The sequence below is a fragment of the Streptomyces sp. NBC_00647 genome (genome assembly GCF_045207245.1).
Classification (GTDB): Bacteria; Actinomycetota; Actinomycetes; order Streptomycetales; family Streptomycetaceae; genus Streptomyces.
This window is the reverse complement of sequence record NZ_CP109040.1, coordinates 1,732,646-1,758,771: the sequence shown is the minus strand read 5'-3', so window position 1 is coordinate 1,758,771 and position 26,126 is coordinate 1,732,646. Positions and strand designations below refer to the sequence as shown.

The window sequence follows — 26,126 nt, the reverse complement described above, 5'->3', positions numbered from 1 at the left end:
CAGTCCCGCGCGCGGCGATCTGCGGACACCCCGGCCTGCGCGCCTGCCAGTTCGGCATTCACTCGCACAGTCTCGTGCCCCGCGAGCGCTGACACAGCAAGCCCCGGACCTGTGTGTCCTGGGCGGCAATAGCGCCTGGACCCGTTGCACGGGTTGCGAGAACTTCGGCTGCTCGTTGATCAATTGGGTGCATGATTCGGCCATGCCACAGCTCACGCCTATATCCCTCGTGAAGGCCTCTGGAGCCGACGTGATCGTGCAGCGCAAGCGGCGCATCACGTTGATCGCTGCCGGGGGCCTGCTCCTTGCTATCGCCGGGGCGGTGCTCTTCACGTGGGAGCCGTGGGTCGACAGAACGCCGTTCGTGGCCCGCACCTACGTCGCGGCAGGCACAGCGCACTTTACGGACGAGGGCGACGGCGTATGCCGTCCCAAGGAGAGCGCCGTACTGCTTGACCGTGTCCGGCTTGAACTCCCCCGCCTTGCCCCTGCGGATCAAGTGCAGGGCGTACGAGGTGTACGTCCTCGCTGTGCACGGGGACGCGAGGAGCGGCGGCTGTATCTGCCCATGTCCTGGACGGACGACCGCGAACGCTGCCGTCGCGCAGGCATCGACGACGCCGTCGGGTTCGAGACGAAGGTGGCGATGGTCAAGGCGATGGTCCGCAAAGGCATCGCGGAAGAGATCCTTTCAGTTGGGTGACCGCGGACGCCGCATATGGGTTCAGCAAGGTCTGGCGGTTCGAGCTGGAGCAGGCGGATGTCTTCCACATCATGGCAACCACGCGGCATGACACCGTCGTCACCCGTTGGGCCATTGACCACCCCGTCAATGACCTGTTCCCCAGCCTGCTGCGGCAGAAGCGGAAATGCCGTTCATACGGCGCAGGCGCCCACGGTCGGAGAATCTATGACTGGGCCCGTGTCGAGATCCGGCCCTGGCACCGCTGGGACCGCCCGCACTGGGTTCTCGCCCGCCGCAGTGTGAGCAGGCCCGAAGGGAGCTCCTATTGCGGCCCAGACCACGCTGGACGAGCTGATCCGCATTGCCGGCAGCCGATAGGCGGTGGAGGGGTGCTTCCAGACGGCAAAGCAGGAATGCGGCCGCTGATGCCCGGCGCGGTCGTCGCCTTGGGGGCGGCGCCGACCTTGATGGCACGAGCCACGTTGCTTCTCGCGTAGACCTTGCGGGGAGGGCACTCCGTCGTTGTGGTCAGCGCTGGCAGCAGGATCGGGTGGTCGGCTCGCTGCCGAGGCGGCCGCTGAACCGGAAGAAGGTAGCTCCTCCCGATCGCCACGGTCACTGGACCGTGGCGATCGGAAGTGTTGTAGTCCGGCCTCGCTGCATCGTTTCCGCCCCTGATGGCAGCAGAAGCCATTGAGGTTGAATGTGTGCAGCTATTCCAAGATCCTCAATAAGGTCACTCAGGCTTGAGCTTGGTGCGGGCTCGCGGGGCGGACTGCACCTATGCGACGCCGACGAGTACTGCCGCGGCCGAGGCCGGTGTCGGCAGGAGCGGGCAGAGCTGCCCTGTCGCACTTCCCGTTGGCAGTGACGGGGAAGGTCGTGAGAGAGATGATCGCAGCAGGGATCAGCAACTCCGGCAGCATTGCGGCAAGATGGCTGCGTAGTGCGGCGGTCTCCTCCTGGTCGAGGACGGGCGTCACATAGAGCACGAGTTTCGGACTACCGGCAACGTCCGAGCGAACCATCGCGACGGCCGAGTCCGCCGAAGGGTGCTCGCAGGCCACAGCCTCAATCTCGCCTGGCTCGATTCTTAGCCCGCGAAGCTTGATCTGATGGTCACGGCGGCCATGGAACTCTAGGAATCCGCCATCCGACCACCGGACCAGGTCGCCGGTGCGGTAGAAGCGCTCACCCGAGGCGTCGGGATCGTCGAAGAAGCTTGCCGCAGTTAGTTCCGGCTGACCGATGTAACCACGAGCAAGGCACACCCCACCGAGGTACAACTCGCCCAGTTCACCAGCTGCAATCGGTTTCCCAGCGTCGTCACGAACGGACAGATGCACTCCCCGGATCGGCCGACCGATCGGAACACCGGGACCGGGTTCGGACGCTCGGCAGTCCCACCAAGTCACGTCGATCGACGCTTCGGTAGGTCCGTAGAGATTGTGCAATCGAGCGTTGTGCGAAGCGATGAACCGGTTGGCGAGCCCATGGCTCAGCGCCTCGCCGCTGACCATGACGTGTCGCAGTGAGGGGCACGGAGCTGTTGCCGTCTCGGCCAGGAAGGCCTCGAGCATCGTAGGAACGAAGTGGACAACCGTGATGCCCTCGCGACGGATCGTCTCGGCCAGGTATTCCGGGTCCCGGTGGCCGTCTGGCCTGGCCATGACCAATCGGGCACCCGCGGTCAGCGGCCACAGAAACTCCCAGACGGAAACGTCGAAGGTGTAGGGGGTTTTCTGCAAGATCGCGTCGCCGGGGCCGATCGGAAACTGCTCCTGCATCCAGCGCAGCCTATTGACCAGGCCGCGGTGAGGTACTCCGACTCCCTTGGGCCGGCCGGTAGAGCCCGACGTGTAGATCACGTAGGCGAGGTCCAGATCGTCGACTTCACGGTGCTGCGGTGGAGTGCGTTCGGCCGCGGGTTCAGTCGATGAATCGGGAGCGCCGTCCAAACCCAATACCGAAGGGCCGAGGCTTGGCGGCAGCAACGGACGGCAGCGGTCGTCGCCCAGGATCACCAGCGGTGCGGCCTCGTTGACTACGTGCTCGATTCTGCTGGCTGGCCAGGCCGGATCCAGGGGCAGGAATGCTCCGTCAGCGAGCAGAATGGCAACGATGGCGACGGCAAGACTTACGGATCGTTCCGCGCAGACAGCGACGGTCACATCAGATCCGACCCCTCGGTCGCGCAACTGCTGCGCCAAGTCGTCAGCGCGCCGTCGGAGTTCGCGGTACGTGATTGATTCAGATTCGTCCGAGATTGCCGATGCGCTGTCCGCCAGGTCGAACCCACGCCTCAGCAGCTCCACCATGCGTGCTCCGTCCTCCCACGCCGGCTCACCGTACTCCGACGGCTTGGATGCGAGCGACGTTGGGGCGATGAGCTGGCTCAGAAGCCGGGCAGTCTGCGGATCGTCGAGCAGGGAGCCCGTCGGTAGCGGCAACTGCTCTGTCTGGATCCGTTCATCCGCCCAATTCGGGTGAGGGAATCGGAGTGCGTCGTTGCCGACGATGACCGCGTCCGGCCGTATGCCGGGGGGGATCGGAGTGTTGAGCGTCTGCAGGAGAAAGGTGAACCAGGCGCGATAGCGATCGCTGAGCATGCCAAGGCACAGATCGATGTCGTCCTCGGGAAGCCCGTCGGCGCGCAATCTGCTGACCAGAGCCAGACGCAACCAGTCCATGACGGGCTCGATGGACAGCTCGCCGCGGAAGTCCTCCCGCGCAGTCGCGTCCAGGCTCGCCCGGATCCCTGCCGCATCGGCCCGGACCAGATCCGGTGTCAACCAACTGGGCTCCACCAGGATTACTCGCGGCCCGGGAGAATCAGGGACGGTGAGTTCCGCAGCAAGATGCATGCTCAACGTCGCGGCACTGCAGTATCCGATGACGGTCTCCGGATACACCCCCTGGCGCCTGAGCTCCTGAGCGCACGCCTGCGCGAGTTCTTCGATGCCGGCTGTGCCCGTGACAGGTGCGGTTACCGCGTCGATTCTGTAGAGGCCTCGTTCGGCGGTGATCGCGGACGCTACGTCGGCCAGCGTGGTCTTGGCGGTGAACTCGTTGAAGTCCACGACCACCACGGGCTGCACAGCACTGTCGTGCAATGCCGCAATCCGTGCCAGCGGCTTTCCTTCGGAACTCATGGGGCGATTGTGTCCTCTCCGGCATGGCCGTCGGCGGGTGTGAAGGATTCCGTCGAACGCTCCCGGACAAGTGCCACCTGCGCAGCAAGGACCGGGTGTTCGAGCACTGTGTCGAGATTCAGGGTCACAGCGAACTCGCGCCGGATCAGCGACAGAAGACGTACTGCGAGCAGGGAGTCACCGCCCAGGCCGAAGAAGTCGGCGTCATCCGAGATCGGCTGATCGCCGAGCAACTGCTTCCAGATGGCCTGGAGCCTCGATTCAACCGTGGCCGGTTCCGGTCCCTCTCGCATGGGCTCCTGCTGTTGAGCGACAAGCTCGGTGGCCTCTTTCGGCGCAGGCAAGGGCTCGGCTCGGGCAGGTGCGGACCGCTCCACCCAATGCCGACGACGTTGGAACGGGTAGGGCGGCAGGACGATTCGGCGTCCCTGCCCACCGCTGAAGGCCGTCCAGTCGACCTCAGTGCCGGCGGTCCACAGCGCGCCGACTGCTGCCAGGAGCGCTGTATAAGGGTCCGTGCCCTCAGTGCCTGGCATCATCGGCTGACACGGCAGTGCTGCGTCCCGCTCATGTGACCTGGCAAAGCTGGTTAGGGTCCGCCCGGGGCCGACTTCCGCGAGCATGGGATCGGCCATGTCAAGCACTCGGGCCAGCCCGGCGGAAAACCCCACTGGTTCGCGCAGATGCCTGGTCCAGTACTCCGCCGAATACGCTCTCACCGGTTCTCCGGTGAGGTTCGACATCACCCTCAGCCGTGGACGCCGGTAGCGCACGGCAGACGCGTGATCCCGGAACTCGTCGAGTACCGAGTCCATCAGCACGCTGTGAAACCCGTGGGAGACTCGCAACGGCCGAACGAAGATGCCGCGCTTAGCGGCTGTCTCGGCGAATTGCTCCACGGCCTCGCATGGTCCCGAGACCACGACCGCCTCGGGAGCGTTGCAGGCCGCGATGGAAACGCCTTCGGGAAGCAGTGGTTCGACCTTGTCCCCCGCAGCGTGAACAGCAAGCATGGCCCCGGGCGGGGCACCGTCCATGAGGCGGCCACGCACCGCGACGAGATCCAGAGCATCCGGCAATGAGAGCGCTTGCGCCACGCAGGCGGCGGTGTACTCACCGAGGCTATGGCCGATGAGCACTCTGGGCCTCATGCCCCAGTCGAGGAGCTGGCTGGCGAGCGCGTACTCGGTGACAAATAGTGCTGGCTGGGCCAACCGGGTTCTGCGCAGGGTCGTTTCGAGGCCGGTGTCGCCGGTCGTGTCCAGCAGCAGGGTGCGCAGATCGATGCCGAGCTGTCCGGCGAGGTGCTCGCTGCACTCGTCGACAACCGCCCGGAACCGTGGCAACTCATCGTAGAGCCCTGATGCCATGCCGAGTCGTTGTGCCCCTTGGCCGGGGAACATGAACCCGAGTGTGCCTGCGCGGTATGCGCGGCGCGGCAAGGCCGATCGCAGCTGATCACGCAGGGCGTGAGGGTCGCCGCCGACCACTGCGGTGCGCCAGTTGTTGGTGACTCTGCCGACTTGGAGTGTGTACGCGATGTCCGGAACATCTGCCGCGACTGCTGTGTCCAGGCTCTGCGCGAGCAAGTCCGCGGATGCCCTGGCAGCTTGCGGATCGCGGGCGGATAGCACCATCAGGGACGGCCTGGAGCGCTGTGCAGGCGGCACCGGCTGTGCCGGTGCCTGCTCCACGATCACATGAGCGTTCGTACCGCCGATGCCGAAAGCGCTGACGCCGGCCCGCCGCGGCCCGCCCTCGGCCAGCCAGGTGCGAGTCCCGGTATTGACGAAGAACGGTGTGGATGACCAGTCGATTTCCGGGTTCGGTTCCGGGCAGTTAACCGCTGGCGGAATCGTTCCTTCGCGAACGGCGAGAACTGCCTTGATCAGCCCGGTCACACCGGCTGCCGCGTCGAGGTGCCCCAGGTTCGCCTTGAGGCTGCCAATCGTGCAGAAGCCGGTCTTGTCCGTGTAGTGCCGATAGGCTTCTGTCAGGCCGGAAATCTCGATGCCGTCGCCGATCTCGGTGCCCGTGCCGTGCGCTTCGACGTAGCCGATCGTATCGGCGGCAACTCCCGCGGAGCGCAGTGCCGCGCCGATCACCTCAGCTTGGCCTTCGGCGCTGGGAGCCGTGTATCCGGCCTTGCGTCCGCCGTCGTTGTTGATGGCTGATCCGCGGATCAGAGCATGCACGGTGTCACCATCGGCGTACGCGTCCCTGGCCCGCTTGAGAACCACCAAGGCGGCTCCGTGACCCACGACCGTGCCGCGTGCATCACGATCGAAGGGGCGGCAGTGACCGTCGGGTGAAAGGATCCCGTTGCGGGAGTATACGTATCCGGAGTGCTGAGGGAACTGGACTGAGGCGCCGCCCGCGAGGGCGATGTCACATTCACCCATCAGCAGGCTCTGCCTCGCGAGATGCACCGCGACCAGGGAGGTGGAACAGGCAGTTTGGACAGCCACGGCAGGGCCGCGCAGGCCGAGCTTGTATGCGATCCGGGTAGCTGCGTGGTCCTTCTCGTTACCCAGCATGAGTTGAAGGAGGTCTGTGTCCTTCGGCCCATGCGGATCGGCCAGCAGGTGATGCAGGAGATAGCTGTTCATGCCCGTTCCGGCGAACACGCCGCCCCGGCCTTCGAATCCGCCGTATCCGGCAGCGTCCAATGCATGCCACGCGCATTCGAGGAGCAGTCGCTGTTGCGGATCTGTCAGCTGCGCCTCTCGTGCCGAGTACCCGAAGAACGCGGCGTCGAAGAGGTCTACATCGCTCAGAATTCCGCGCACTGGTACGTAGTCGGGATCTTTGTATTCGTCCGCTGGTACCCCTGCGGCAATGAGTTGTTCGGTGCTGAATCGGGTGAGGGATTCCTCGCCGGCCAGAAGATTGGACCACATCTGGTCGACGGAGTCGGAACCAGGGAACCGTCCGGCGAGGCCTATGACGGCGACAGCGGTATCGGCGTCCGAACCCATGAAGGTCGCGTCACTCATGCGACACACACCTTTGCGTGCATGAAGGCGGCCAGTTGCCTGACGGTTGCGTACCTGAACATGTCGGCGAGCTTGACCTCATGGCCCGGGTAGGCGGCAATCAGGTGTTTGCGGACCTGGGGTATCTGCAGGGAGTCCCCGCCTACGTCGAAGAACCGATCGTCGTAGCCGAAATCGATTGTCCCCAGGACTTCTTCCCAGATCTCTGCGACTCGGTCCTCGATCGCTTCGAGTTCCTCAATCTCGTCGGACGTATCGGCTTCGTCGCTGTCGGGAGCAGACGCGGTGTGCTGGGATGTGGAGAGTGCCCAATCAGTCAACATCGCCGCGTCCACCTTGCCGTTCGATGTGACCGGAAGGCGTTCGATGACGGCCCAGAGGGAGGGCACTGCGTAGTCTGGGAGCTGTTCGGACGCCAGTGCCCGCAACCGCAGTGGGTCGACAGCATTTCGGCCGGCGATGACTCCCGCCACGATCCGTGTCTCGCCCCCGTCAGTGGTTGTGGTCACCGCAACGGCGTCCGAGACATCAGGGAGTTTCCGCAGAACCGCGGCTACTTCTTCCAGTTCCACGCGGAATCCCCGGACTTTGACCTGGCGATCCCGGCGGCCCAGAATCCGCAGGTTGGCCTCCCCGTCCCAGCGCACAAGATCGCCAGTGCGGTAGTAACGACGTTGGTCCTGTCCCACTACGAAGCTGCGCTCGGTTTCTGCGGGATCGTTCAGATAGTCGAGGGCCAGGCCGTCTCCCGACGCGTACAGTTCGCCGATCACGCCTTGTGGAACTGGCAGACCGGCTTCGTCCACCACGAGCACGTCCGTTCTGGCGATCGGCCGGCCGATGGGTACCGCATCGCCGACTGCGGCGGCATCGTCCAGGTGATGCACTGTGGTGAAGGTCGTGTTCTCCGTTGGTCCGTAACCATTGGTGATTCGCAGTCCGGGGCAGCGCTGCAACACGCGGCGCACCTGTGCTGCGGGCACAACGTCTCCGCCGGTCAGCAAATGATCGACTGCGCTGAAGGCCTCCGGTTCGTGATCCGCCACCAGGCGGAACAGCCCGGCGGTCAACCAGAGCCCGGTCACCGCGTGATCGTGCAGGAAGCGAGCCAGTGCCGCGGTCGTCGGCTGCTGGTTCGGGTAGACCACGATGGATCCACCTGCGGCCAGTGGAGAGAAGAGTTCCAGCGTTGAGGCGTCGAAGGAGAGCGGGGCGAGCCTGAGGAATCGCCCGAGTGCCTTCGGTCGCACCACATCTGGGTCAAGGATCAGTCGGAGCACGGCGCGGTGGGGGATGCGTACTGCCTTCGGCAGGCCGGTCGAACCGGAGGTGAAGGCGATGTAAGCGACCCGTTCCGGGTCGGGTGCGGCGCATGAAGGTGTAGCAGCGGTCGAGTCCGAGGCCGACCACGGGTCAAGGGGGTCGACGGAGGTGGTCACGAGCCCTGAGGAGGAGAGTTCGGCCGCACGCTCAGGGCGAGCCAACACAGCAGCGGGTCGGGCCAGTTCGGCGACGCGCTGTATGACCGTTGCCGGTGCCGCCGGCTCCATGCCGATGTATGCGGCTCCAAGCCGGATTGCAGCCAGCACCGCGACGATTTCCTCGGCCGATCGAGGAACAGCGATGACGACGCAGTCGCCCGTTCGGACGCCGGCGTCGTACAACGCAGCGGACTGGGCTTCCACGGCACGCAGAAGGGCAGCGTAAGAAAGCGGCGTGCGGCCAGGTAGCGTCACCGCCGGCGCATCGGGGTTCTGCTCCGCCACCTGCTCGATCAGCTGCCACAGGCCCGTATCCGTATGCGGGGTCTCATCGGCTCCACTCACCGCAACCGGCATGGACGTCACCGCCGAAGGCGGCAGGAGGCCACTTTGCTGCGCTGTAACGGTCCGGATCCGACGCTCCGGGTTCTCGGTCGTCTGTCGCAACACTGTGAGGAAGTCTGCGATCAGTAGTGCCGCTTCACCAGGAGAAATGACGGACGACGCATACTCGACGCACAGGCGCGGCTCTTCGCCCCATCGCTGCACGTAGAGCAGGGCATCGAGTGTCGCGCCACCGCAGTGCCCCTCGTGCAACCGGACTTCCAGACCCGGGACATCGAGCCGCTCGGGCACCATCTCGTCATGTGCGGCGAAGCCCACCTGGACCAATGGGTTGCGCCGGGCGTCCGCTTGAACGCCGACCCCGGTGGCGAGCCGCTTCGGCGGCACGTCCCGGGCGCCGATCGCGGCCCGGACGTCGCGGCCGACGTTCTCGATGTAAGCGCGAACGGTCGCTGTGCCGTCAATCTCGCATTTCACCGGGAGCATTGATGTACCCAGTCCGACCGTGGACTGCTGCGCCGACGTCGATCGGCCGACCCAGGACAGACCGACCAGCAGTCGGGCATGACCAGCCCGACGCGCAATGGCCAGCGACCACGCCGCGAGCAACACAACGTTGCGAGTGACGCCACATACCTGCGCCACCTCGTTGCATCGGTCACGGATGTCAGCGGCGAGGTGAACGGGGATACGCGCTCCTCGTCCGTCGAAGACATCAGGCCGACCCAAGTCACTGGGCAGCTCGAGCACGGTCGGCGTGTCGGACAGCTCGCCGGTCCGGCGGACCGCGATGTGTTCGGTGCCCGGGTCGGGCTCCGGCCACTCCGAGAATGCGGGCGCCGCCGCATCGGGCCCGGTGCCCTGGTAGTACGAGAACAGTTCTCGCCACAGCAGCCCAATGCTCCAGCCGTCGGCCACCACATGGTGAATCAGCAGACTCAGCACACGGCGTCCGCTGCCGCTCTTGGTCAGGCAAAAGACAGCAGGCGGACACTCGAACGGCGCCAACAGGGAGGGTGAAGCCGCGCCGAGCATGGCGTGGACGGTGTCCACACCGGCTTCTCCCTCGGCAAGCTCCAATTCGTTGACATGCAGTCGTGCCCGCCATTGCGGGATGACGCGGGCACGTAGCCCCTCAGGTCCGCGGAAATACACGGTGCGCAACGCCTCGTGCCGGTCCGTGAGCGTCTGAACGGCATTGAGCAGCGCGTCTTCGTCCAGTTTGCCGTACAGATCAACGCTGAAGAGCAGGCGCCAGGGATGGCCAGCACCCAGGTCCTCGCTCATCAGCATCGCACTCTCGCCCACGGTGGCGGCTCGGTCGGCACGTGGTGTCAGTGTCCGGTTCCGGACCTGGTCTGGGACCGGACGTGCCGCTGACAAGACCTGGGCCAGTGAGTCGTTGCTCAGCAGAGCCGGCAACTCAATCTCCAGGCCCAGCCGTTCGGCCCGCGCAACGAGATCGACTGCACTGAGCGAGGTGCCGCCCAAGGCGACGAATGAGCAGTGCTGTGCCGCGGATCGTGTGTCATCGGGATCCCGCCCCAAAATCTGCGCCGCGGCAGTCAACAATGGTGTCAGCGCAGGGGCTTGCGCGTAGGTGCTCATCGATTCTTCCGATCCTGCATAAACTCACCCTGTAGTAGGCGTGAAAACTTTCGGGAAATCTGGCGGACATAGGTCCTGAGGCGCGACGAAGCCGCCGCTGCGCGACAGGGCCGCCCTGGGACAACCGCGTGCCGCGGACGACGCTCGCCGCCGCCTATCGGACGTCTGGGCGCGGTTCTCACCCTCGCCGGGACGGGCAATCCAGCGCGTCGAATCCCCGAACTGGATAGGTCGGGGAAACCTGCGAGCTCACCTGGTTGTGAAGGGGCGTCGCTGCCAACTTGGCAGGGGCCACCGCCCGGTGCCGCCTGTGGCACCGCGGACTGCCGCCGGGATCATGTAAATGGTGAGGCGCCGCTCAGGCGAAACCGTGACGCTCGCGCAGGGTCCGCAGACCTTCCAAGGTCACGCCGCCCTCCACCAGGAGTTCGACGGACGTCGCGAGTGACGCCGAGAAGGCCTCGGCCATCGGGGCCGCCCAGGCCTCAACTTCGTACTGCAGCACCACCGACGTCGACTGCGGCCCGACCACGATGCCGATGGACACTCCAGGGCGCAGCGCCGGCATGAGTTCGGCGTCAGCCTCAGCAACTTGCACATCGGTCAGTTGGAGAGCCGGTTGGTCCGAGACCTCCTGGACATCCAGGTAAAGCCAGGGCCGCCAGAGCTGGACGGTGTCGCGGCCTGGCTGCAGGTGGTCGACCAGGAGCGGCAGCGGCAGGGCGTGAGAGATACCGTCCAGCACCGTCGCCCGTGCCGAGCGCAGCACCTCGGACATTGCGAGTTCTGAGTTGATCCGGAACCGGTAGATCGACAGGGTGGAGAACCAGGCCACCTCGCGCTCCCAGCCCTCGGGCCGGATGGAAGTGGGGCCGACGACTCCCACGACGCTGCTGCCATTGTTCGCCAGCACGCTCAGCGCGAGGGCACCGAGGAAGCCGCTATACAGGCCGCAGCCGTTCTCCGCGCACCACTGTCGCAGTCGGTGGACGAGTTCGGCACTGATCGTCGTGACAGCCTGCGCGGGGCTGGTCGGGCGGCTCGTGGGCTCGTGCATGCCCGCCAGCCGAACCTCAGGAAGCGCCTCCAGCGGGTCCAGGTTGCTGCGCCAGTAGTCGAGGTTGGCTGCCAACCGCTCATGGTTCAGCAGCTGTTCGACCTCGCCCCAGGCCCGGCCGCGGGCGTCAGGCCACCCCAGGTCGGGTTCCGCGCCGGCCTGCCGTGCGGCGTATGCGGTGGACAGGTCTTCGAGAAGGAGCTTGAAGGATTCGCCGTCGGCGACCAGATGCTCGGTGGTGACGATCAGTCGCGCGTTGGTCTCGTCACGCTGGAACAGGGTCACCCGCAGCTTGACGTCCCGGGCCAGGTCGAAGAGCCGGGTCGCCTCCACCTCGGTGAGCCCGTCGAGTTCCTGCGCGCTGTGGTCGTAGGCGGGGACAATGCGGAACAGGTCGTCCAGACACAGTTCAGCCGGGTCGACGAAGCTCGCGCCATGGTGCTCCTCGTTTGACCGGAACAAGGTGCGCAGGGACGCGTGCCGGTCAACCAGATCGAGGCACGCCAGTCGAAGGGCCGTGGTGTCCACCGGCCCCGACAGGTCAAGCACCGCGGAGATGTGGTGCGGGATGCGGTCGCCAGAGGAGGAGACGTCCCGCACGCGACGCCGCTTCTGACTGTAGGTGAGGGGGATGGCTTGCCCGGGCAGGCCCAGCACGGTGGCCCGCACAGATGGGACCTCTCTGCTGTGCTCATCGATCGCGGTCAGCTGCTCTATGGCCGGTTCCTGTTTGGACTGGGCCTGTGCCTGGCTGGAGGTCGTGGCAGCTCGGCTGTGCAGTCGCGCGATGAGGTCCTTGAGCACGGGTGCCTCGAACACGTCGTTCAAGGACACCTCGATGCCGTCCAGGCGCTTGAGGAGCAGTGCGGTGAAGCGGGTAGCCAAGAGCGAGTTGCCGCCGAGCGCGAAGAAGTTGTCGGTGGGTGCGGCTGCGGCGCCCAGGAGTTCCTCGGCCCCGAGCAGCACGGTCGCTTCGACCTCTGCGTCACCCAGACCGCTCGCGACGGTGGTGTTTGTGCTGGTGGTGTTCGTCATCGTTGTCTCTATTCAGTCCTGGTCAGTCCGGCCACACGGCGTCACGCAGACTGCGCTGGAACGTGACCAGCGACAGCGGTATTACCAGGAGGGCGCAGACGACCAGGATCGAGGTCTGTGGGGAGAAGTGGTCCAGCAGCTTGCCCGCGATCAGGCTGCCGAGGGGTGCGCCGACGGTGAACGCCATGAATGTCCCGGCGATCACCCGCCCGCGGACCTCGTCGGGTGCCTGACGAAACACCAGGATGTCAACCATCACCAGCAGCGCAGGCCCGCCGGCGGCGAACGAGAACATCAGGGCGAAGATCCATAGCGGGCCGAGAGGCACGGTGAGCGCGGCCATCAAGGGCAGGCAGAGCCAGCAGACGGTGAGCAGGAGCTTGCCGGGCTGCATCCAACGGTGCAGTCGGCCGGTGACCGTGGCACCGGCGATCCCGCCAAGGGCCTCACCGGCGAGTGCGAAGCCTGTGGCTGCGCTGGAGAAATGCTGCTCCTTCAGCATGACCACGACGATCAGCACCACGGCGGCACCAGCGAGATTGACCATTGCCGCAGCAGTGGTGATCCATCGCAGCGCGCGGTTGCGCCACAGGATGCGCAGTCCTTCCAACGCGCCGCCCTTGGTTCTGCCCTTGGCGTCGCCGGTGGGACGTCCGTCGAACGGCACCAGGCAGGCGGTACAGAGCGAAACGAGGAAGCCGGCCATGGAGGCCAGGAACGGCGCGATGCGCGCGACGGCGAACAGGGATCCGGCTGCCATCGGGCCGAGCATCCCTGCGGCGTTGACGCGCACCTCGTCCTGGCTGAGGGCTTGGGTCAGTTGGGAACGCGGCACGATCGTGCGCAGGATCAGGGCGCGGGCCGGGCCGCCCAGTGCCTGGGCGCAGCCGATGGCGACTGCGGTGGCGAGCAGTTGCAGCCAGGTAAGAGCATTCAGCCACAAGGCTGCGGCGATGCCCGCGAGCGCGGCAAGCCGTACGAGTTCGGCGGTGATCAGTAGCCCGCGCCGGTTCATGCGGTCGGCCAGCGCCCCTGCCGGAATGCCAAGGACAATCTGGGTACCGGCCTGGATCGCGCCGAACATCGCTGCCCGGCTTGGTGAGCCGGATGTAGAGAGGATCAGCAGGGGGAAGGCCAGGTTGGTGATGCCGATTCCGGTTCCGCCGGCCGTTGCCCCGATCCAGTAGGTCTGGAACTTCAGGTTACGGCGCAGAGGTAGTTCGGGTGTCTCCTGGGGGGCCGACTCTGCGGTGAGGTCAGTGACCATGGGAGATTTCCTCGATGTGGGCGGCCGACGTGTTCATGTGCGGGTGAGCGATGGGGTCGGTTGGCTCCGGGACTGTGTGCGTCGGCGGCTCGTAGAGGCACCACACCATCGTCGGCCGGAAGACGTCGTGGACCATCAGGTTCGAGGCCTGGGTGACGACGTCCAATGAGCCAACGCACGCGTCGACGGTCCCCTGGCTCGCGCACTCCACGGCAATGGGTTTGGCGTTGACGTATACGACTTCGGCCTGAGGCGTGTATGTGCGCGCGAACACGGCCGTGGCGGGGTGGATGGCTATCCTGCGGACGGCATCCAGTGTCTCTGCATGCTGCGGGTTGGTGGCGATACACATGGCCTTGGTGTTCTGCTCCCAGACCGCCGCGAGAGTCATGCGGCCGTACGCCCTGAAGTGCAAATCAACCCAGCTGTCGGTGATGTCGCTCGCACTGCGTTCGATGAAGCCGGCAGCGACGAGTGCGTAGCTCTGGTGCCGTTCCCCGTAGGCGACGGCTTCGGCGAACGAGTCGGTCAGCACGATGTCGTCAAACAAACGGCTGGCCTCGGCGTGTGCGTCGGTGCCGACCGGCCCGAGGGTCGCGACCCTTGCTCCCGAGGCGAGTTGGAGGCGGTCGGTGGTTGTATCGGACAGAAGACGCATCACGACCGGTCCTCCGTCTCTTGGGCCAGAACCGGGAGGACGTCCCGAATCGTGAAGGTGTCCTCGATCACATAGAGCTGACTGATGGTCACTTTGTGGCCGGAGACCGTCTGCACGGCACGCTCGGCGGCCAGAGATCGGACCTGCCGACGGCAGTACGCGTCGATGTCGAGCGTCATGAAGCCGTGGGAACGAGCGGGCCCGACGGAGTAGTCCGTCCACAGCAGCATCGGGTAGTCCTGCTCCGGCGGCAACTGCGGTGTGGGCGAGGGATCCTCGGCCGCAGCCCGGAAGTCCAGGTCGTGGTCGGCGAACACCAAGGCGAGGGGATCGGCATCCTGCCGCTTCGGAGTGAGGAGCTTGTTGAAGCCCATGAGATAGCCCCGCACGAGCGAATATTCGTGGTCGACGTAGGTCACGACGGGAAACAGGAAATCCCGTCCGCCCAGATTCACCGGGACCTTGAACAGCGTCTCAACGAAACTGATGGAGTGTTCGGCCGACACGGTGGAGGTGACGACGGAGGTTGTCACCAGGAAGCGGTGTGCAGACAGTTGCTCGAGCAGGAGCTCGGGCAGACCGGGCTGGGCCAGATGCTGGAAGTCGATGGGGATCGGCTCGTCGAAGACGGCAGTTGTCGCCGTACAGAGGAAATTGTTGGGCAGGTTGATGGGCACAGTGCTTACTCCGTTAGCATCGCGAGGTCGGGCGGGCCGCCATGGACGACTTCTCGAACGGCAGCCCCTGGTTCTCCAGGAAGGCCTGTTCGCGAACGGCGAGAAAAATGGTTTCGCCTGCGTCACCGGCGGCGTGCCGCCGCAAGAACTCCCGTGACGACGGCAGGAGGTCGATCTCGTGTCGGCCTGTCAGGGCGGTGAGGATGCTGACGCAGTCGTCGAGAAGGGTCGCGGCTTCGGCCGGGTCGAGAGGAACTCGCGGATCCGACGGTACGGCCGGCAGCTCGCCTGACACGTCACGCAACACGGCGTCGTCGCCCGCCAACTCGCTGATCAGCAGACGAGTTGACGTAAGAGCCTTGCCGAGATTCTCTTCCGGCTTGGTCCAACCAGCCTTAGCCAGGTAGTACGTTACGGGCTGCACCAGCCAGGGGAACGCGTCCTGCGTGTTCGGAGTCGTCAGCCGGTCCAGTTCGTCCTGCAGACGAAGGGGGTCGCACAGGAACGGCCGATTGGACATGCTGGTCACGTAGGCCGCATTGCGGACCCGGAGGAAGTTGTCGGCGAGGGTGATTGCCGCAGTGCACGTGAGCTCGAACTCGTCCGCGAGGGTCCTGAGCACCGGGCCGATCCGGTTCCGGGCGATCCCGACGTCGGAGACGCTACGGATGACGGGGATGAGATCCAGGTCGGAGAGCACCTGGCCGCCGTGGGCGCGGTAGTCACCACGCGCCATGGACCCCGACAGAGCGACCGAAACCTCGCTCACTCCGGCGAGTTCGGCATCGAGTCGGGTCCTGAGCCGTTCCATCTCGGTGATCTTCATTCGCTCGCCCCGCCAGCAACCGCGGTGTAGTCGGCATCGCCGCCGAAGGCAGCTGCCGCCGTACGGAAGGAGTGGTGAACGAGGTCAAGCAGAGCATGCGGGGCGCCCACCATGTCGCGGGCGTAGCTGAGGTCCTTGACCATGTGCCGGACTGCGAAGTCGGGATCGTCGAAATCCGCAGCGACCACGCGGCTCAGTTTGCTCGCGCAGACCAGAGCCATCCAGCCGTCGCTGCTGAGGATCTCCTGGGCGACATCGAAGTCCCTGCCCAGGCGGTCCTGCAGAGTCGGCACATACGCTGCAACTGAGTGCAGCAGCGAGGCCCCCCAAGCGTTGTAGACAAGCTTGAAGCACGTCGGGTTGCCCGGCAGGTGAAAGTCGTAACGCTTGCTGACGAAGCAGTCCAGGACACGTCGGACCCTGGGGTCAGGGGCGCTCTCGTAGACGAACGCCGAGAGCGTGCCGCTCGTCGCCCCGGGGCGGCTGCCGGTGACCGGCGACTCAACACTGATGCCCCCCGCTGCAGAGACGGCCCCGTGCCAGTCACGAGCCCAACCCAGGCTGAGTGTGGACATCTCGATGCAGCCTGCGCCCCGCTCGGCCACGGCCTGCCCAACCCGCTGGTCCAGCCAGAACTCGCGGCTGCGCTCGTCGGTCTCGAAGCATCCGATGATGACGTCGGGGGGCGTTGACACCATGGTGTCCAGCGTGGTGAGTTCCACTCCTTCACACGGCGGCTCCGACAGGTGCCGGCTTAGCAGGACCACTGATACGTCATCCTGGCGAGCCAAATGCGGGATAACCCCGCGCGTCATTACCCCATAACCTGACACAACAACACGTATCACGTGTTCCCCCTTGTACTCCCGATCGTTTGCCCGGTGGCGGACGACAGCTGCCGCTGCTCCGCCGCCACCGCCGCTGCCATGGCATCAAGCGCCCGCTCCAGCTGTGCCTGCGGAAGGGCGAAGTTCAGCCGGACGTATCCCGGTGAGCCGAACTCCTCGCCGTCGCAGAGCGCCACTCCGGCGTGCTCGTGGAAGAGCCGGGCCGGATCGGCGACCCCGAGACGGGTGCAGTCCAGCCAGGCGAGATAGGTGGACTCTGCTGGACGGCAGGAAATCCCTGGCATCTCGCTGTTGACTCGTCGCACGACCGACTCGCTGTTGCGCCGAAGACGCTCCAGAGTCGCCGACAGCCATTCCTGCGACTCCGGCTCCTCGTAGGCGGCCCGCAGAGCCGCGACGCCCAGCCGGGACACCGACCGGACGTAGTGGCCTGCCACGCCTTGCCACGTCTCGGCGTCGCGCGTGGCAGAGAAGAGGAGCTGGGCGCACTTGAGCCCTGAGATGTTCCAGGCTTTGGAGGCAGACGTGGCAGTGATCGTGTGCTCTGCGGTCCGCGCAGCCACAGCCGCATACGGCAGATGGGGCCGGCCGGAGAGGTTCAGCGGCGCGTGCACCTCATCGCTGAAGACCCGCGCCCCGTGGGCTTCGACCGCATCTGCCAGGGCGGCCAGCTCCGTCCGGCGGTAGGACCGGCCGGTTGGATTGTGCGGATTGCAGAGCACGACCAGGCGTGCACCGGCGTGCAGGGCTCGCTCGATGCCGTCAATGTCCATGGCCGGGCCGAACGGCCCCTCGCACATAGGTACCCGGATCACCGGGTGACCGAACAGCTCTGGGACCGTCAGGAACGGGCCGTAGGCCGGAGTTGGGACCACCACGGGGCTGCCTGCAGGGACGAAGTGTCGCAGCACCGCCGCGAAACCGCTGACGACATCGCTGACGAAGCCGACGGATGTCGGCTCGACGTCCCAGTCATACGAGCGCAGCAGCCACGCGGAAACCGAATTACGGCCCTGAGCAATACTGATGGGATCGTTGTAGCCGAGCGTACCCTCATTAGTTTCGCAGAGAATAGCCTCATGAATGGGGGTGGCTACGTCATAGGCCATTTCAGCCACCCACGCCCCGATTTTGCCGGGATATTTTGCGCTTAAGAGAGACCTCGGGCGGGTCATGCCCCTCCAGTTCCAAGCTCCCGCCGCAAGGGCGAGGAGATTTCTTACCTGAGAGGGGGCAACAAGTGACAGTTCACCCATGTCTACGTACAGCCCCCGTGTTACGTTCCCGCAACGAACGAAGATCATACTGACTCGTAGGAGGCTTTGCAAAGCGCATATTTCTTGACGTGTTCTACTGCCGTTTGTCCGATATTTTCCTGCTTGTCATCTATGGTCTCCGCATTCCCGCCGAGAGTCGCGGCCGCCCTTATCTCAACCTTTACGCTGACTATTCCTTCTGGATGTACTGCCTGTGATATGCCACGTGAAGCGCGCGAACGCCACTCGTCTGGCAGTGACTTGACGTGCTGTCATGAACTTGGCGTGCTACTTTCAGTGGAGGGTGAACTCGTTGCGCGATCGCCTGCCCTAAAGTCCGCGAGTCCTCCTATGCGGCAAGTGAATCGCCGGCCGGCCCGTACTGGGAGCCAGGGAGAACTCGGCAATCGCTGTGCCTCGAAGGGGAATGCCGCGTTGCGGCTGGCCTCTCCCCGGGAGGCGGGCGCCCGCGTTCCCGCTCCATGGCGGCCAGTTGCTCCCTACGGACGTGTCAGGCTTAAGATCGCTAGGATTGCCTGCACGCCGTCCGTCCAGTTTCTGGGTGCACAGAAAGGTCACTACTAGGCTATGAAGGTCCTGATCTCCGGCGGTGCCGGGTATATCGGAAGCACAGTCGCCTCGGCCTGTCTCGACGCCGGCATCACCCCGGTGATCCTTGACAGTCTGGTCACCGGTCGCCGCGAGTTCACGGAGGGGCGTACCTTTTACGAAGGTGACATCGCCGACAGTGCACTGGTGGACCGAATCTTTGCCGAACACCCGGAGATCGAGGCGGTCGTACACTGCGCCGCCCTGATCGTGGTGCCGGACTCGGTGGGTGACCCGATTGGCTACTACGAGGCCAACGTGGCCAAGAGCCTGACCTTCGTCCGCAGCCTGATCCGTAACGGCTGCGAGAAGATGATCTTCTCGTCCTCCGGGTCGATTTACCTGCCCGGCGAGGACTTCAGCGTGGACGAGGAGTCCAGCCTTGCTCCGCAGAGCCCGTACGCCCGCACCAAGGCCGTATGTGAAGGCATGTTCGCCGACATTGCCGCCACCCAGCCGATCCGCGTCCTGTCGCTGCGCTACTTCAACCCGATCGGCTCCGACCCCGAGCTGCGGACCGGCCTTCAGCTGCGTCGCCCCAGCCATGCCCTGGGCAAGCTGATCGAGGCACACGCCGAGGGAGTTGCCTTCTCCGTCACCGGGACCGATTGGCCCACTCGTGATGGCTCCGGCATCCGTGATTACATCCACGTGTGGGACCTCGCCACCGCCCACATTGCCGCGCTGCGCAAGTTCGACGAAGGACTGGCCGGTGCGCGCTCGTCGGTCATCAATCTCGGCACCGGCACCGGCACCACCGTCTTCGAGTTGGCCGACGCCTTCAACAGCGTGGTTGAGCCGCCCGTGCAGATCGTCGAGACAGACCCGCGCCCGGGTGACGTCGCCGGCGCGTACACGCGCAGCGACCGGGCCCAGCTGTTGCTCGGCTGGAAGCCCCAGTACTCCATTGCCCAAGGCATTCGTGATTCCTTGAGCTGGGCCGAGATCCGCGACGACCGGCTCGGAGGGACCACCGACTCCTGAATACTCGGGCGGTGGGCCTGGACGGGTTCGCCGCCCGAGTTCGCATCGACGAAGGGGAACCGGTTTCGCTGGCTCACTGTCTGACGGTAAGTCGACCGCACGCGAGGACCCAGGGCCGGCGCGGGCTGCGAACGGAGCTGCGCCTCCGAGTTTTGCGCACCAACCGATCCAGCAGAACGGGTCGAATGCCACGATGACCACATGAGTACCGACGCTGGCCCCGACCATCGGCAGTCACGGGGCGAGCTGCGGCGAGCTCTGCAGCATGTCGATCCTGACGTGGAGTGCGGTTGTGAGAAAGTCTAAGCCTGCCTTCCCATCATGGCCTCGGACTGCCTCCCATTGTCCGCCAGAAGCCCGGCCAAGTCGGGGGAATGCCGTGGTGGAGCCGCAGTGGCTGGAGCCGTCTCCCGGTGGGCAACAACCGCTGTGGGTGGGGCGCGTCAGGCGATGGTCCCGAAGATGGCCACAACTCCCACGCCTTGCAGCTCCAGTTCCGATGCCGCCGAAATGTTCCTGCGCGACTTCCACAACAACGGACCCGGGCGCCAGTCGGTCAACATGGAGCGGGCCCCGCTTGCCGATGGCCGCACCGGCTGCCAGGTTCCGGCCGCCGAGGTTGCCGGAGTCCGCGGGGTGCCCGACCTGGGATGTGCGGACGGCGCCCTGCTGGAGGTGCTGGCCGAAGCTGGTGCCGAGGAGTTGGCGGGCATCGACCTGGCGGATCAGGAGCTGGCGCTGGCCCGGATGCGTCCCGCGCTCACTGGCGCGGACCTGCGGCAGGGGCGGGCCCAAGAACTGCCCTTCGCCGACGGCTCCTTCGAGGCCGTGGTGTCGCACATGGCGCTGATGCTGATGCACGACGTGGACCGGATAGCCGCCGAGGCGGCTCGGGTCCTGGCGCCCGGTGGCCGACTCGCCGTCGCCGTTGGGGGTGGGCCCGTCGAAGGCCAGGCCATGAGCCTGTTCTGACCCTCGCCCGCCCCTATTTCAAGGCAGTACCGCCGGAGCGGTCCATTCCGCGGCTCGGTGATGGCAGGGCTCGCAGCCGGGAAGGCCTGAACGAATTGTTCGGCCCAGCCGGATTCGCGCCGGTGAGCTGGAATCCGTGATCATCGACATGTGTGGCACCCCAGAGCAGGTCTGGGGTGCCGCCACCGAAGCCTTCTACGACCTGGCGGTGCTCGATCCGGAGCAGACCGCGAGCCTGCGTGCCGAGTTCTTGGCCGCTGCCCCGGCCCTGCTAGACACCGCCGGCCGGATCCCTTCCGGCATGCGCCTCAACATCGCCAGTTCTCGACTGCTCCCCACTCACCATGCGTGATCGGTCTTCTCAACCTTCACCGGCAGGCGGCAGGCATGGGGTTCCCGTAAGGACGTTACGTGCGGGAGCACCTTCTGCTGGCGAACCTCCGCGCTGAGCGTGCCCCGGTCGATTGTTTAGGCACAGCGCTACACCGCGCACTCTTTCTGTCGTGTCGCTCCGTGCCTGCCCGGCCGCACTACTGGTGTAGCGCCACGGCGAGTGGTCCTACCAGACGTGTCAGTGCGAACAGGGCTCCCGCGACGGAAGTCGAAGTCCGGGCACGCGGCGGGCGGTTACAACATCTGTTCGGCGCAGCTGACCTCGGGATTCGACGGAGGCTGGGAAGGCTGATCCGCACGCGGCGGCCCCACTCGGCGATCCGGGCGGGGCCGTTCGTGGGCTGGCTCTACCTGGCCACCGTCATCGACTTTCTGCCGTCGGCGCCTCGTCAGTGCCGGCGCCCCTGCGCCGGGCGGAGTGCCCGGCTCTGTGTACAGGAGAGCGCAGTGTACGTGCCTCTCTCAGGAACCCGCGTGGATGAAATCTCTGCGAACCGAGCGCGTGGGGGCGGGCGTTGCGCCTTACTGCCTTCAGCCAAGAGCCCGCGGTCCGTCGCGGGTGGGGGAGGGATCAGTGAAGTACAGGCTGAACGACAAGCAACTCGAGCTGCTCAAAAAGGTAGCGGCCGTACCGAAAGCATTCGACGCGACCGGTGCGCACAGCGGTGTTCTGTGGGCGCTTCGGCAACGGACTCTGGTGACGACCAGCTGGGCAACGGGGCGCCAGGTAGTGACGCTCACAGCAGACGGCCGCTTCTACCTCAAGCACGGCAAGCATCCCAAAGAGGTGGAGGAGGAGAAGCAGCGGCTGAAGAACGATCCTGCCCAAGCCGCTCTCGCACCGGCTGACGGGCCCGAGCTCCTCACCCGGATCCGCGAGTCCAACGGCACGATCACCGTGCCGGGCCCCGGCCCCAAGACACGCGCACGCTGGCGCGCCGCCTACTACCACGCTCTGCACCACGGCCACGTCCCCGAAGACTGCAAGCTGCGCTTCAACGGCCGGGACAAGGGCGACGTGATCATACGGCTCCTGGACGAAGCCGCGCTCAAGGCCGCAGAACCGCCCGTCATTCCTGCCATCGAGGTCCCTGACCAGCTCCCGACGAAGCCACACGCCCTGATCACCCGCACGCTCAAGGCACTGGGACGCTCGAAGACCACGGTGGACACCCGCGACCGCGCCGACGTCGTCCCGGTCCACGTCTCCCGCCACCTCGCCGACCGGGCCCTGCGCATCGCCCACGTACTCATCACCGAAGCCGAACGACGCGGCTACGAGGTCACCACCGTCACCAGCCACCACCGTGGCGAGGAAACACACCAACTGGTGGTCCGCATCGGAATCCACGAATACCCCTGGGAGATCGCGGAACGCACGGCCAAAGTCCCCCACGAGCCCACCCCCCAAGAGCTCCGGGACCACGAGAAACACCCCTGGAACCGCATCCCCAAGTACGACCACAACCCCAATGGCCAGCTCATGATCGCCTCGCCGCACCGCGACGCCTACTACAGGCCGTCCTACAGCCACGCGGACGGCGCCAGATGGGTGCTGGAAGACCGGCTCGGCCACTTCCTGCGCGACCTGGAAGAACGTACCGAACGCGCCGAGGAACAACGCCTTGCCGCAGAGCAGGCAGAAGCAGCGCGCAAACGGAACTGGTACAGCACCCTCCGACAGGCCCGGGAAGCGCAGATCACCCAGCACCGCAGCGTGATCATCGCCGAACAGGCCACGAACTGGCGCCTGGCACAAGACATCCGCGCGTTTTGCGCCGCCGCCCGTCAGGCGGACAGCGCGGCAGACTGGGTGCAATGGGCCGAGCAGTACGCGACGGCGATCGACCCGCTCGCCCGCTCCCTCACCGCACCTGCCGACCCTCCGGCCACACAACAAGCCCTGCAGGAATACTTCGGGCGCGATACCTACGCCCACGCATGGCCGTTCGACAAGACCGGTCAGTGGACCCTGGCCGCCGACACGACACAAGCCGCCGACGGCTGAACATCCCTCATCCGCAGCCCGGACCGGGCGCCCCGCACCCCCACCCCGCAGAAGAGACCATAGCCGCGCTTCAACCACCGGCACGCGAGCTCACACCCAGCCGATGCTTGGCGTCCGCAGCACGGAGCACGTCCAACTGCTCCGCGTGGCGCTTGCCGGGCCAAGCCTTGGTGTTGCTGTGCGGGTTCTTGCCTGCAACGTCGGCCCATCCCGCCGTCGTGCCGGTATCCGCTACCGGCACAGGGGCCCTGGCCTGGCGATATGCATCCGACAGCCGCCCCCACGCCGAGAGGGACAGCTCCGCCGGCGGCAGCGCAGGACGCAGCCGTCGGCCAGCTGGTCAGCGCCGGGAGGGAGCCTCGGGGAGTGCTCGGCGGGTCATGCCTCGCTCGATGCGGATCTGGGTGAAGACAGCGACTTTGGCGCCCAGGGCCCAGGGATCGCGTTCCTCCCGCGTCACCACAGGCTTGAGCACCCCGAGGTCTGGACTCTGCCCCAGGCTTCATCGGCCGCATGGTCGCGTGGACCGCTCAGGTTCTCGGCGGCGAGCTGGAGGCCGTCCGCGAGGCCCGGTCAGCGTGGCTTCTGTGTGCAGCCCGGCCTGAGCAGCATGGGGTGGAGCGCTCTCCTCGTAGCTCGCTACCCGCCGCTGCCTCGCCCCAACGCCGGTCACCAACCGATCTCCATCTGTGTAGGGGCGCTGAATTCGACCTCGTTGCGCACCTGTGGCGTGCCCGAAATTGGAATGTTGAGCTGGTTTGCGATCGGCGTGTACAGATCGGCCTCCACCTCGGGCGTCGTCAGTGACACGAGAAGTGCGTATCGCACCGGCCGGCCTACTCGGTCGGCGCGGTTATGGGTCTTCCACCAACCGCCGGAGGGGAAGACTGCGAGGACACCGCAGTCAGCCAGCTCTGTCGCGGATCCCTGCCAGATGTCGGAGTGCAGCGACCCCTGATTCCGGTTGCGTGGACCGACGAGCCAATTCGCATCTCCTTCGAACGCCTTCGCGGAAGAGGGAGTATCCGTCTCGGTCTCGGCCTGGGCGGTAATGCGCCGTTCGAAGCCGTCTGCGGACTCATTGGGTGACTTGATGGCAAAACGCAGCCTGTGGGACGCGTAGGTATAGCGACCGCGCATGCCGCGGCGCCCCGGGTTCGGCTCGACGAAGTAGGACAGGGTCACCCGCAGCTGCACCGCGGCGGCACCCAGCTCTCTCAACTGCGCCAGAGGCCAGGGGAGCTCATGGAGTTGCAGTTCCGCCAGACGCGCACCGCCGCTTTTGTCCCGGCGGAAGGGGACCAACTGGTTTTGCACGATCAGGGTGACGGCGTTGGAGGCGCTGGACAGCACCCGTTCCTCGCTGGGAACCCCCCAGCCGTACCGTCGGATGACCTGCCGCATCAGCTGATTCTTGGTCAGTCTGGGGCTTCCCGTGCGTTTGTACAGGCCGTCACCCATCATCGCGGGCGTCCAGCGCGCCTCATGCACCAGCAGGGCGCGCACGGCTTCCGCAGACAACCCCGGGTATGCGGCAAAGGCGAGTGCGCCTAGCCGTGCTGCCTGAGCAGTTGCGGCGCTGGTGGCATTCGCGGATGACACCAACCGGAACGGGTCCTTGTGGGTGGTTGTCACGCTGACGACGTCGTGGGGATCCAGCAGCGTCTCGGAGGAGTCGACGAGGAGGTTGCCGCCTTCCATCACGATGTCGGGCTTCACCACCGGCATCCCGGTCAGTGCGACAGACGTCCGGCTGAAGGGCGAGAGCTGCCCTGGCATCGCAAGCGCCCGAAATCCTGCGAATGAGGCGTCCTTGGGTGTTCCGGTGAGCTCGGTGAATGCTCCAACGGCCAGGATGTTGTGTGCTTGGGCCGGCTCCTCGATACGCGACAGGTCGCACATGATCAGGTGGTCAAGGGTGCCATCGGCACCGCGGATCTGTTGTGGCGTCAAGTCTCTGATGTTGCCTGCGCTGACCACGATCAACCGTGAGGCGTCTGGGTCTGGTGTGCCCATCAACTCGATGCGGTCGTCATGGGTGACCACGTCCGTCCCTGCGGCAAGCGCATCCAAGGCGGCGGACCACAAGGTCGGTGCCCCGTCGACCCCGTTCTCGCCGTCACCGGACTGGCGGGTGACGGCCATGGAGAACACGCGTGCTCGTGGCGGCGTCGCGCCATCGGCCCCGATCTCCGCTGACGCCACCGCGTTCGCGGTCACCTCGGCGTATGTACGCGGGTGCGCGGCATCTCTCGGATTGCCGTCCAGAATCTTCACGGACTCCAGGCCGTGCCTGAGTGTCACGGCGTCCTGGCGTTCCAGCGGTACGGCGAGATCTCCGTACAGAGCGATCCCTGCCATCTCCGTGCCATGTCCATGGCGGTCGGCGGGCGACTGCTGCGGCAGAGCGCTGTGCGTTCGCCCGTGCAAGGCAGGCTTGAGAAGGGGGTGCTCCTGGCTGACGCCGGTGTCCAGAACACAGACGGCCGGGGCATCTGGTGGGGCAGCCTCCACCCGCGCCGCGAGGTCGTACACCAGGTCTTTTTGGAAAGAACGGTCCGAGGCATGCAGCTCCTGGGCGAAGCTGGGGCGCCGGATCTCCACCGGACAGGCATTGGTGGCCAGCAAGGCCTGCAGTTCCTCGGACGTGGTCTGGACGTGGGCGACGAGACGGTCACCGACGGCGATGGCGACCTCGGTCATCGGCCACTGACGCTCTGCGGCCACCTCCCGCAGCGTAGTGACAGGGTCCGACTGCACGATCTGAGGGTCGAACCACAGCTCCCACCAGCGGGTTTCTGCCGACGGGGGCAGCGGGTCGTCCTCCTGCCACAGGTGCTGAAAGAGCGCTCGCTGGACCGCCTCCATGTTGGCGACAAGGGCTGCCTGCTTGGGTGCGCCGGTGGGGGTGTCCTGGGTGAACTGCTGGATGCGGCGGGAGAAGTCTGCGACCTTCTCGTACGGCAGCCACACGATCGCGTTCTCGGGACTCTGCTCAGTACCCGGGTGCACGCTCATCAACGTCAGCCCGGAGTTGTCGAGAGCGTCCAGCTTCAGATCATGTCCCGCCGCCGCCTCGATTCGGATGGCGAAGCCGTCTGCCCGATACGGCTCCGGGGCACTGTTGCGTGCCTCCGTCGCCTCCTCCTGGGCCTGTTCCAAGCCGTCCACGAGACGGGACGCGTGTCCTTGCCGGTCGGCTGAGCGATCCATGGCGCTGCCTCCCACGGCTGGCTGGGGAGGCTTGGGGGTCAGAGTCCTGGACCGCC

Annotated in this window: 15 protein-coding genes and 1 pseudogene; 5 read left to right on the top strand and 11 right to left on the bottom strand. The window is 65.9% G+C overall.

Annotation, left to right across the window (positions count from 1 at the left end; translation table 11 throughout):
* Window positions 1-535 precede the first annotated feature (535 nt).
* Window positions 536-1,060 (top strand): annotated as a pseudogene (locus OG788_RS07710) (transposase); the annotation flags it as partial.
* Between the two features lie 365 nt (window positions 1,061-1,425).
* Here OG788_RS07710 and OG788_RS07705 read toward each other — a convergent pair.
* The 10 genes from OG788_RS07705 to OG788_RS07660 all read right to left on the bottom strand — a co-directional run bounded on the left by OG788_RS07705 (window position 1,426) and on the right by OG788_RS07660 (window position 17,744).
* Window positions 1,426-3,837 (bottom strand): amino acid adenylation domain-containing protein, encoded by a 2,412-nt coding sequence (locus tag OG788_RS07705; protein ID WP_406369679.1) that lies wholly within the window; start codon window positions 3,835-3,837, stop codon window positions 1,426-1,428.
* Window positions 3,834-6,833, bottom strand: a complete 3,000-nt coding sequence (locus OG788_RS07700; protein WP_406369678.1) for a type I polyketide synthase — start codon at window positions 6,831-6,833, stop codon at window positions 3,834-3,836. The genes OG788_RS07705 and OG788_RS07700 overlap by 4 nt, the downstream gene beginning before the upstream one ends.
* Window positions 6,830-10,267, bottom strand: a complete 3,438-nt coding sequence (locus tag OG788_RS07695; protein WP_406369676.1) for an amino acid adenylation domain-containing protein — start codon at window positions 10,265-10,267, stop codon at window positions 6,830-6,832. The genes OG788_RS07700 and OG788_RS07695 overlap by 4 nt, the downstream gene beginning before the upstream one ends.
* A gap of 358 nt (window positions 10,268-10,625) precedes the next feature.
* A complete protein-coding gene (locus OG788_RS07690) occupies window positions 10,626-12,359 on the bottom strand; it encodes a condensation domain-containing protein (RefSeq protein WP_406369675.1) in 1,734 nt (577 codons plus the stop codon).
* 22 nt (window positions 12,360-12,381) lie between these two features.
* Window positions 12,382-13,626 (bottom strand): MFS transporter, encoded by a 1,245-nt coding sequence (locus OG788_RS07685; RefSeq protein WP_406369674.1) that lies wholly within the window; start codon window positions 13,624-13,626, stop codon window positions 12,382-12,384.
* Window positions 13,616-14,284, bottom strand: coding sequence for a hypothetical protein (locus OG788_RS07680; RefSeq protein WP_406376697.1), 669 nt, complete (start codon window positions 14,282-14,284; stop codon window positions 13,616-13,618). Before OG788_RS07680 ends, OG788_RS07685 begins: the two co-directional genes overlap by 11 nt.
* Window positions 14,284-14,961 carry a hypothetical protein gene (locus OG788_RS07675; protein ID WP_406369673.1) on the bottom strand — a complete coding sequence of 226 codons (678 nt, stop codon included), beginning with the start codon at window positions 14,959-14,961 and terminating at the stop codon, window positions 14,284-14,286. Before OG788_RS07675 ends, OG788_RS07680 begins: the two co-directional genes overlap by 1 nt.
* A gap of 13 nt (window positions 14,962-14,974) precedes the next feature.
* Entirely contained in the window at window positions 14,975-15,787 is an 813-nt protein-coding gene (locus OG788_RS07670; RefSeq protein WP_406369672.1) for a hypothetical protein, read from the bottom strand.
* Window positions 15,784-16,620, bottom strand: coding sequence for an NAD-binding protein (locus tag OG788_RS07665; protein ID WP_406376696.1), 837 nt, complete (start codon window positions 16,618-16,620; stop codon window positions 15,784-15,786). Before OG788_RS07665 ends, OG788_RS07670 begins: the two co-directional genes overlap by 4 nt.
* Before the next feature lie 11 nt (window positions 16,621-16,631).
* Window positions 16,632-17,744 (bottom strand): MalY/PatB family protein, encoded by a 1,113-nt coding sequence (locus OG788_RS07660; protein WP_406376695.1) that lies wholly within the window; start codon window positions 17,742-17,744, stop codon window positions 16,632-16,634.
* Window positions 17,745-18,479: 735 nt separating this feature from the next.
* On the opposite strand from OG788_RS07660, the gene galE reads away from it, so the two are divergent.
* The 4 genes from galE (at window position 18,480) to OG788_RS07640 (ending at window position 22,857) form a co-directional block, all read left to right on the top strand.
* A complete protein-coding gene (gene galE / locus OG788_RS07655; RefSeq protein ID WP_406369671.1) occupies window positions 18,480-19,484 on the top strand; it encodes a UDP-glucose 4-epimerase GalE in 1,005 nt (334 codons plus the stop codon).
* Window positions 19,485-19,946: 462 nt separating this feature from the next.
* A complete protein-coding gene (locus OG788_RS07650; RefSeq protein ID WP_406369670.1) occupies window positions 19,947-20,456 on the top strand; it encodes a class I SAM-dependent methyltransferase in 510 nt (169 codons plus the stop codon).
* Window positions 20,457-20,592: 136 nt separating this feature from the next.
* Window positions 20,593-20,808, top strand: coding sequence for a hypothetical protein (locus OG788_RS07645; protein ID WP_406369669.1), 216 nt, complete (start codon window positions 20,593-20,595; stop codon window positions 20,806-20,808).
* A 615-nt stretch (window positions 20,809-21,423) separates the two neighbouring features.
* Window positions 21,424-22,857 carry a hypothetical protein gene (locus OG788_RS07640; RefSeq protein WP_406369668.1) on the top strand — a complete coding sequence of 478 codons (1,434 nt, stop codon included), beginning with the start codon at window positions 21,424-21,426 and terminating at the stop codon, window positions 22,855-22,857.
* 669 nt (window positions 22,858-23,526) lie between these two features.
* On the opposite strand, the gene OG788_RS07635 is transcribed toward OG788_RS07640, so the two are convergent.
* Entirely contained in the window at window positions 23,527-26,019 is a 2,493-nt protein-coding gene (locus tag OG788_RS07635; protein WP_406369667.1) for a S8 family peptidase, read from the bottom strand.
* Window positions 26,020-26,126: the final 107 nt, after the last annotated feature.

What these genes read in the sequence shown, in the direction of transcription:
- OG788_RS07705 (WP_406369679.1), bottom strand. Translation starts at nt 3,837, where the DNA reads ATGAGTTCCGAAGGAAAGCCGCTGGCACGGATTGCGGCATTGCACGAC.
- OG788_RS07700 (WP_406369678.1), bottom strand. Translation starts at nt 6,833, where the DNA reads ATGAGTGACGCGACCTTCATGGGTTCGGACGCCGATACCGCTGTCGCC.
- OG788_RS07695 (WP_406369676.1), bottom strand. Translation starts at nt 10,267, where the DNA reads ATGAGCACCTACGCGCAAGCCCCTGCGCTGACACCATTGTTGACTGCC.
- OG788_RS07690 (WP_406369675.1), bottom strand. Translation starts at nt 12,359, where the DNA reads ATGACGAACACCACCAGCACAAACACCACCGTCGCGAGCGGTCTGGGT.
- OG788_RS07685 (WP_406369674.1), bottom strand. Translation starts at nt 13,626, where the DNA reads ATGGTCACTGACCTCACCGCAGAGTCGGCCCCCCAGGAGACACCCGAA.
- OG788_RS07680 (WP_406376697.1), bottom strand. Translation starts at nt 14,284, where the DNA reads ATGCGTCTTCTGTCCGATACAACCACCGACCGCCTCCAACTCGCCTCG.
- OG788_RS07670 (WP_406369672.1), bottom strand. Translation starts at nt 15,787, where the DNA reads ATGAAGATCACCGAGATGGAACGGCTCAGGACCCGACTCGATGCCGAA.
- OG788_RS07660 (WP_406376695.1), bottom strand. Translation starts at nt 17,744, where the DNA reads ATGGCCTATGACGTAGCCACCCCCATTCATGAGGCTATTCTCTGCGAA.
- galE (WP_406369671.1), top strand. Translation starts at nt 18,480, where the DNA reads ATGAAGGTCCTGATCTCCGGCGGTGCCGGGTATATCGGAAGCACAGTC.
- OG788_RS07650 (WP_406369670.1), top strand. Translation starts at nt 19,947, where the DNA reads ATGGCCACAACTCCCACGCCTTGCAGCTCCAGTTCCGATGCCGCCGAA.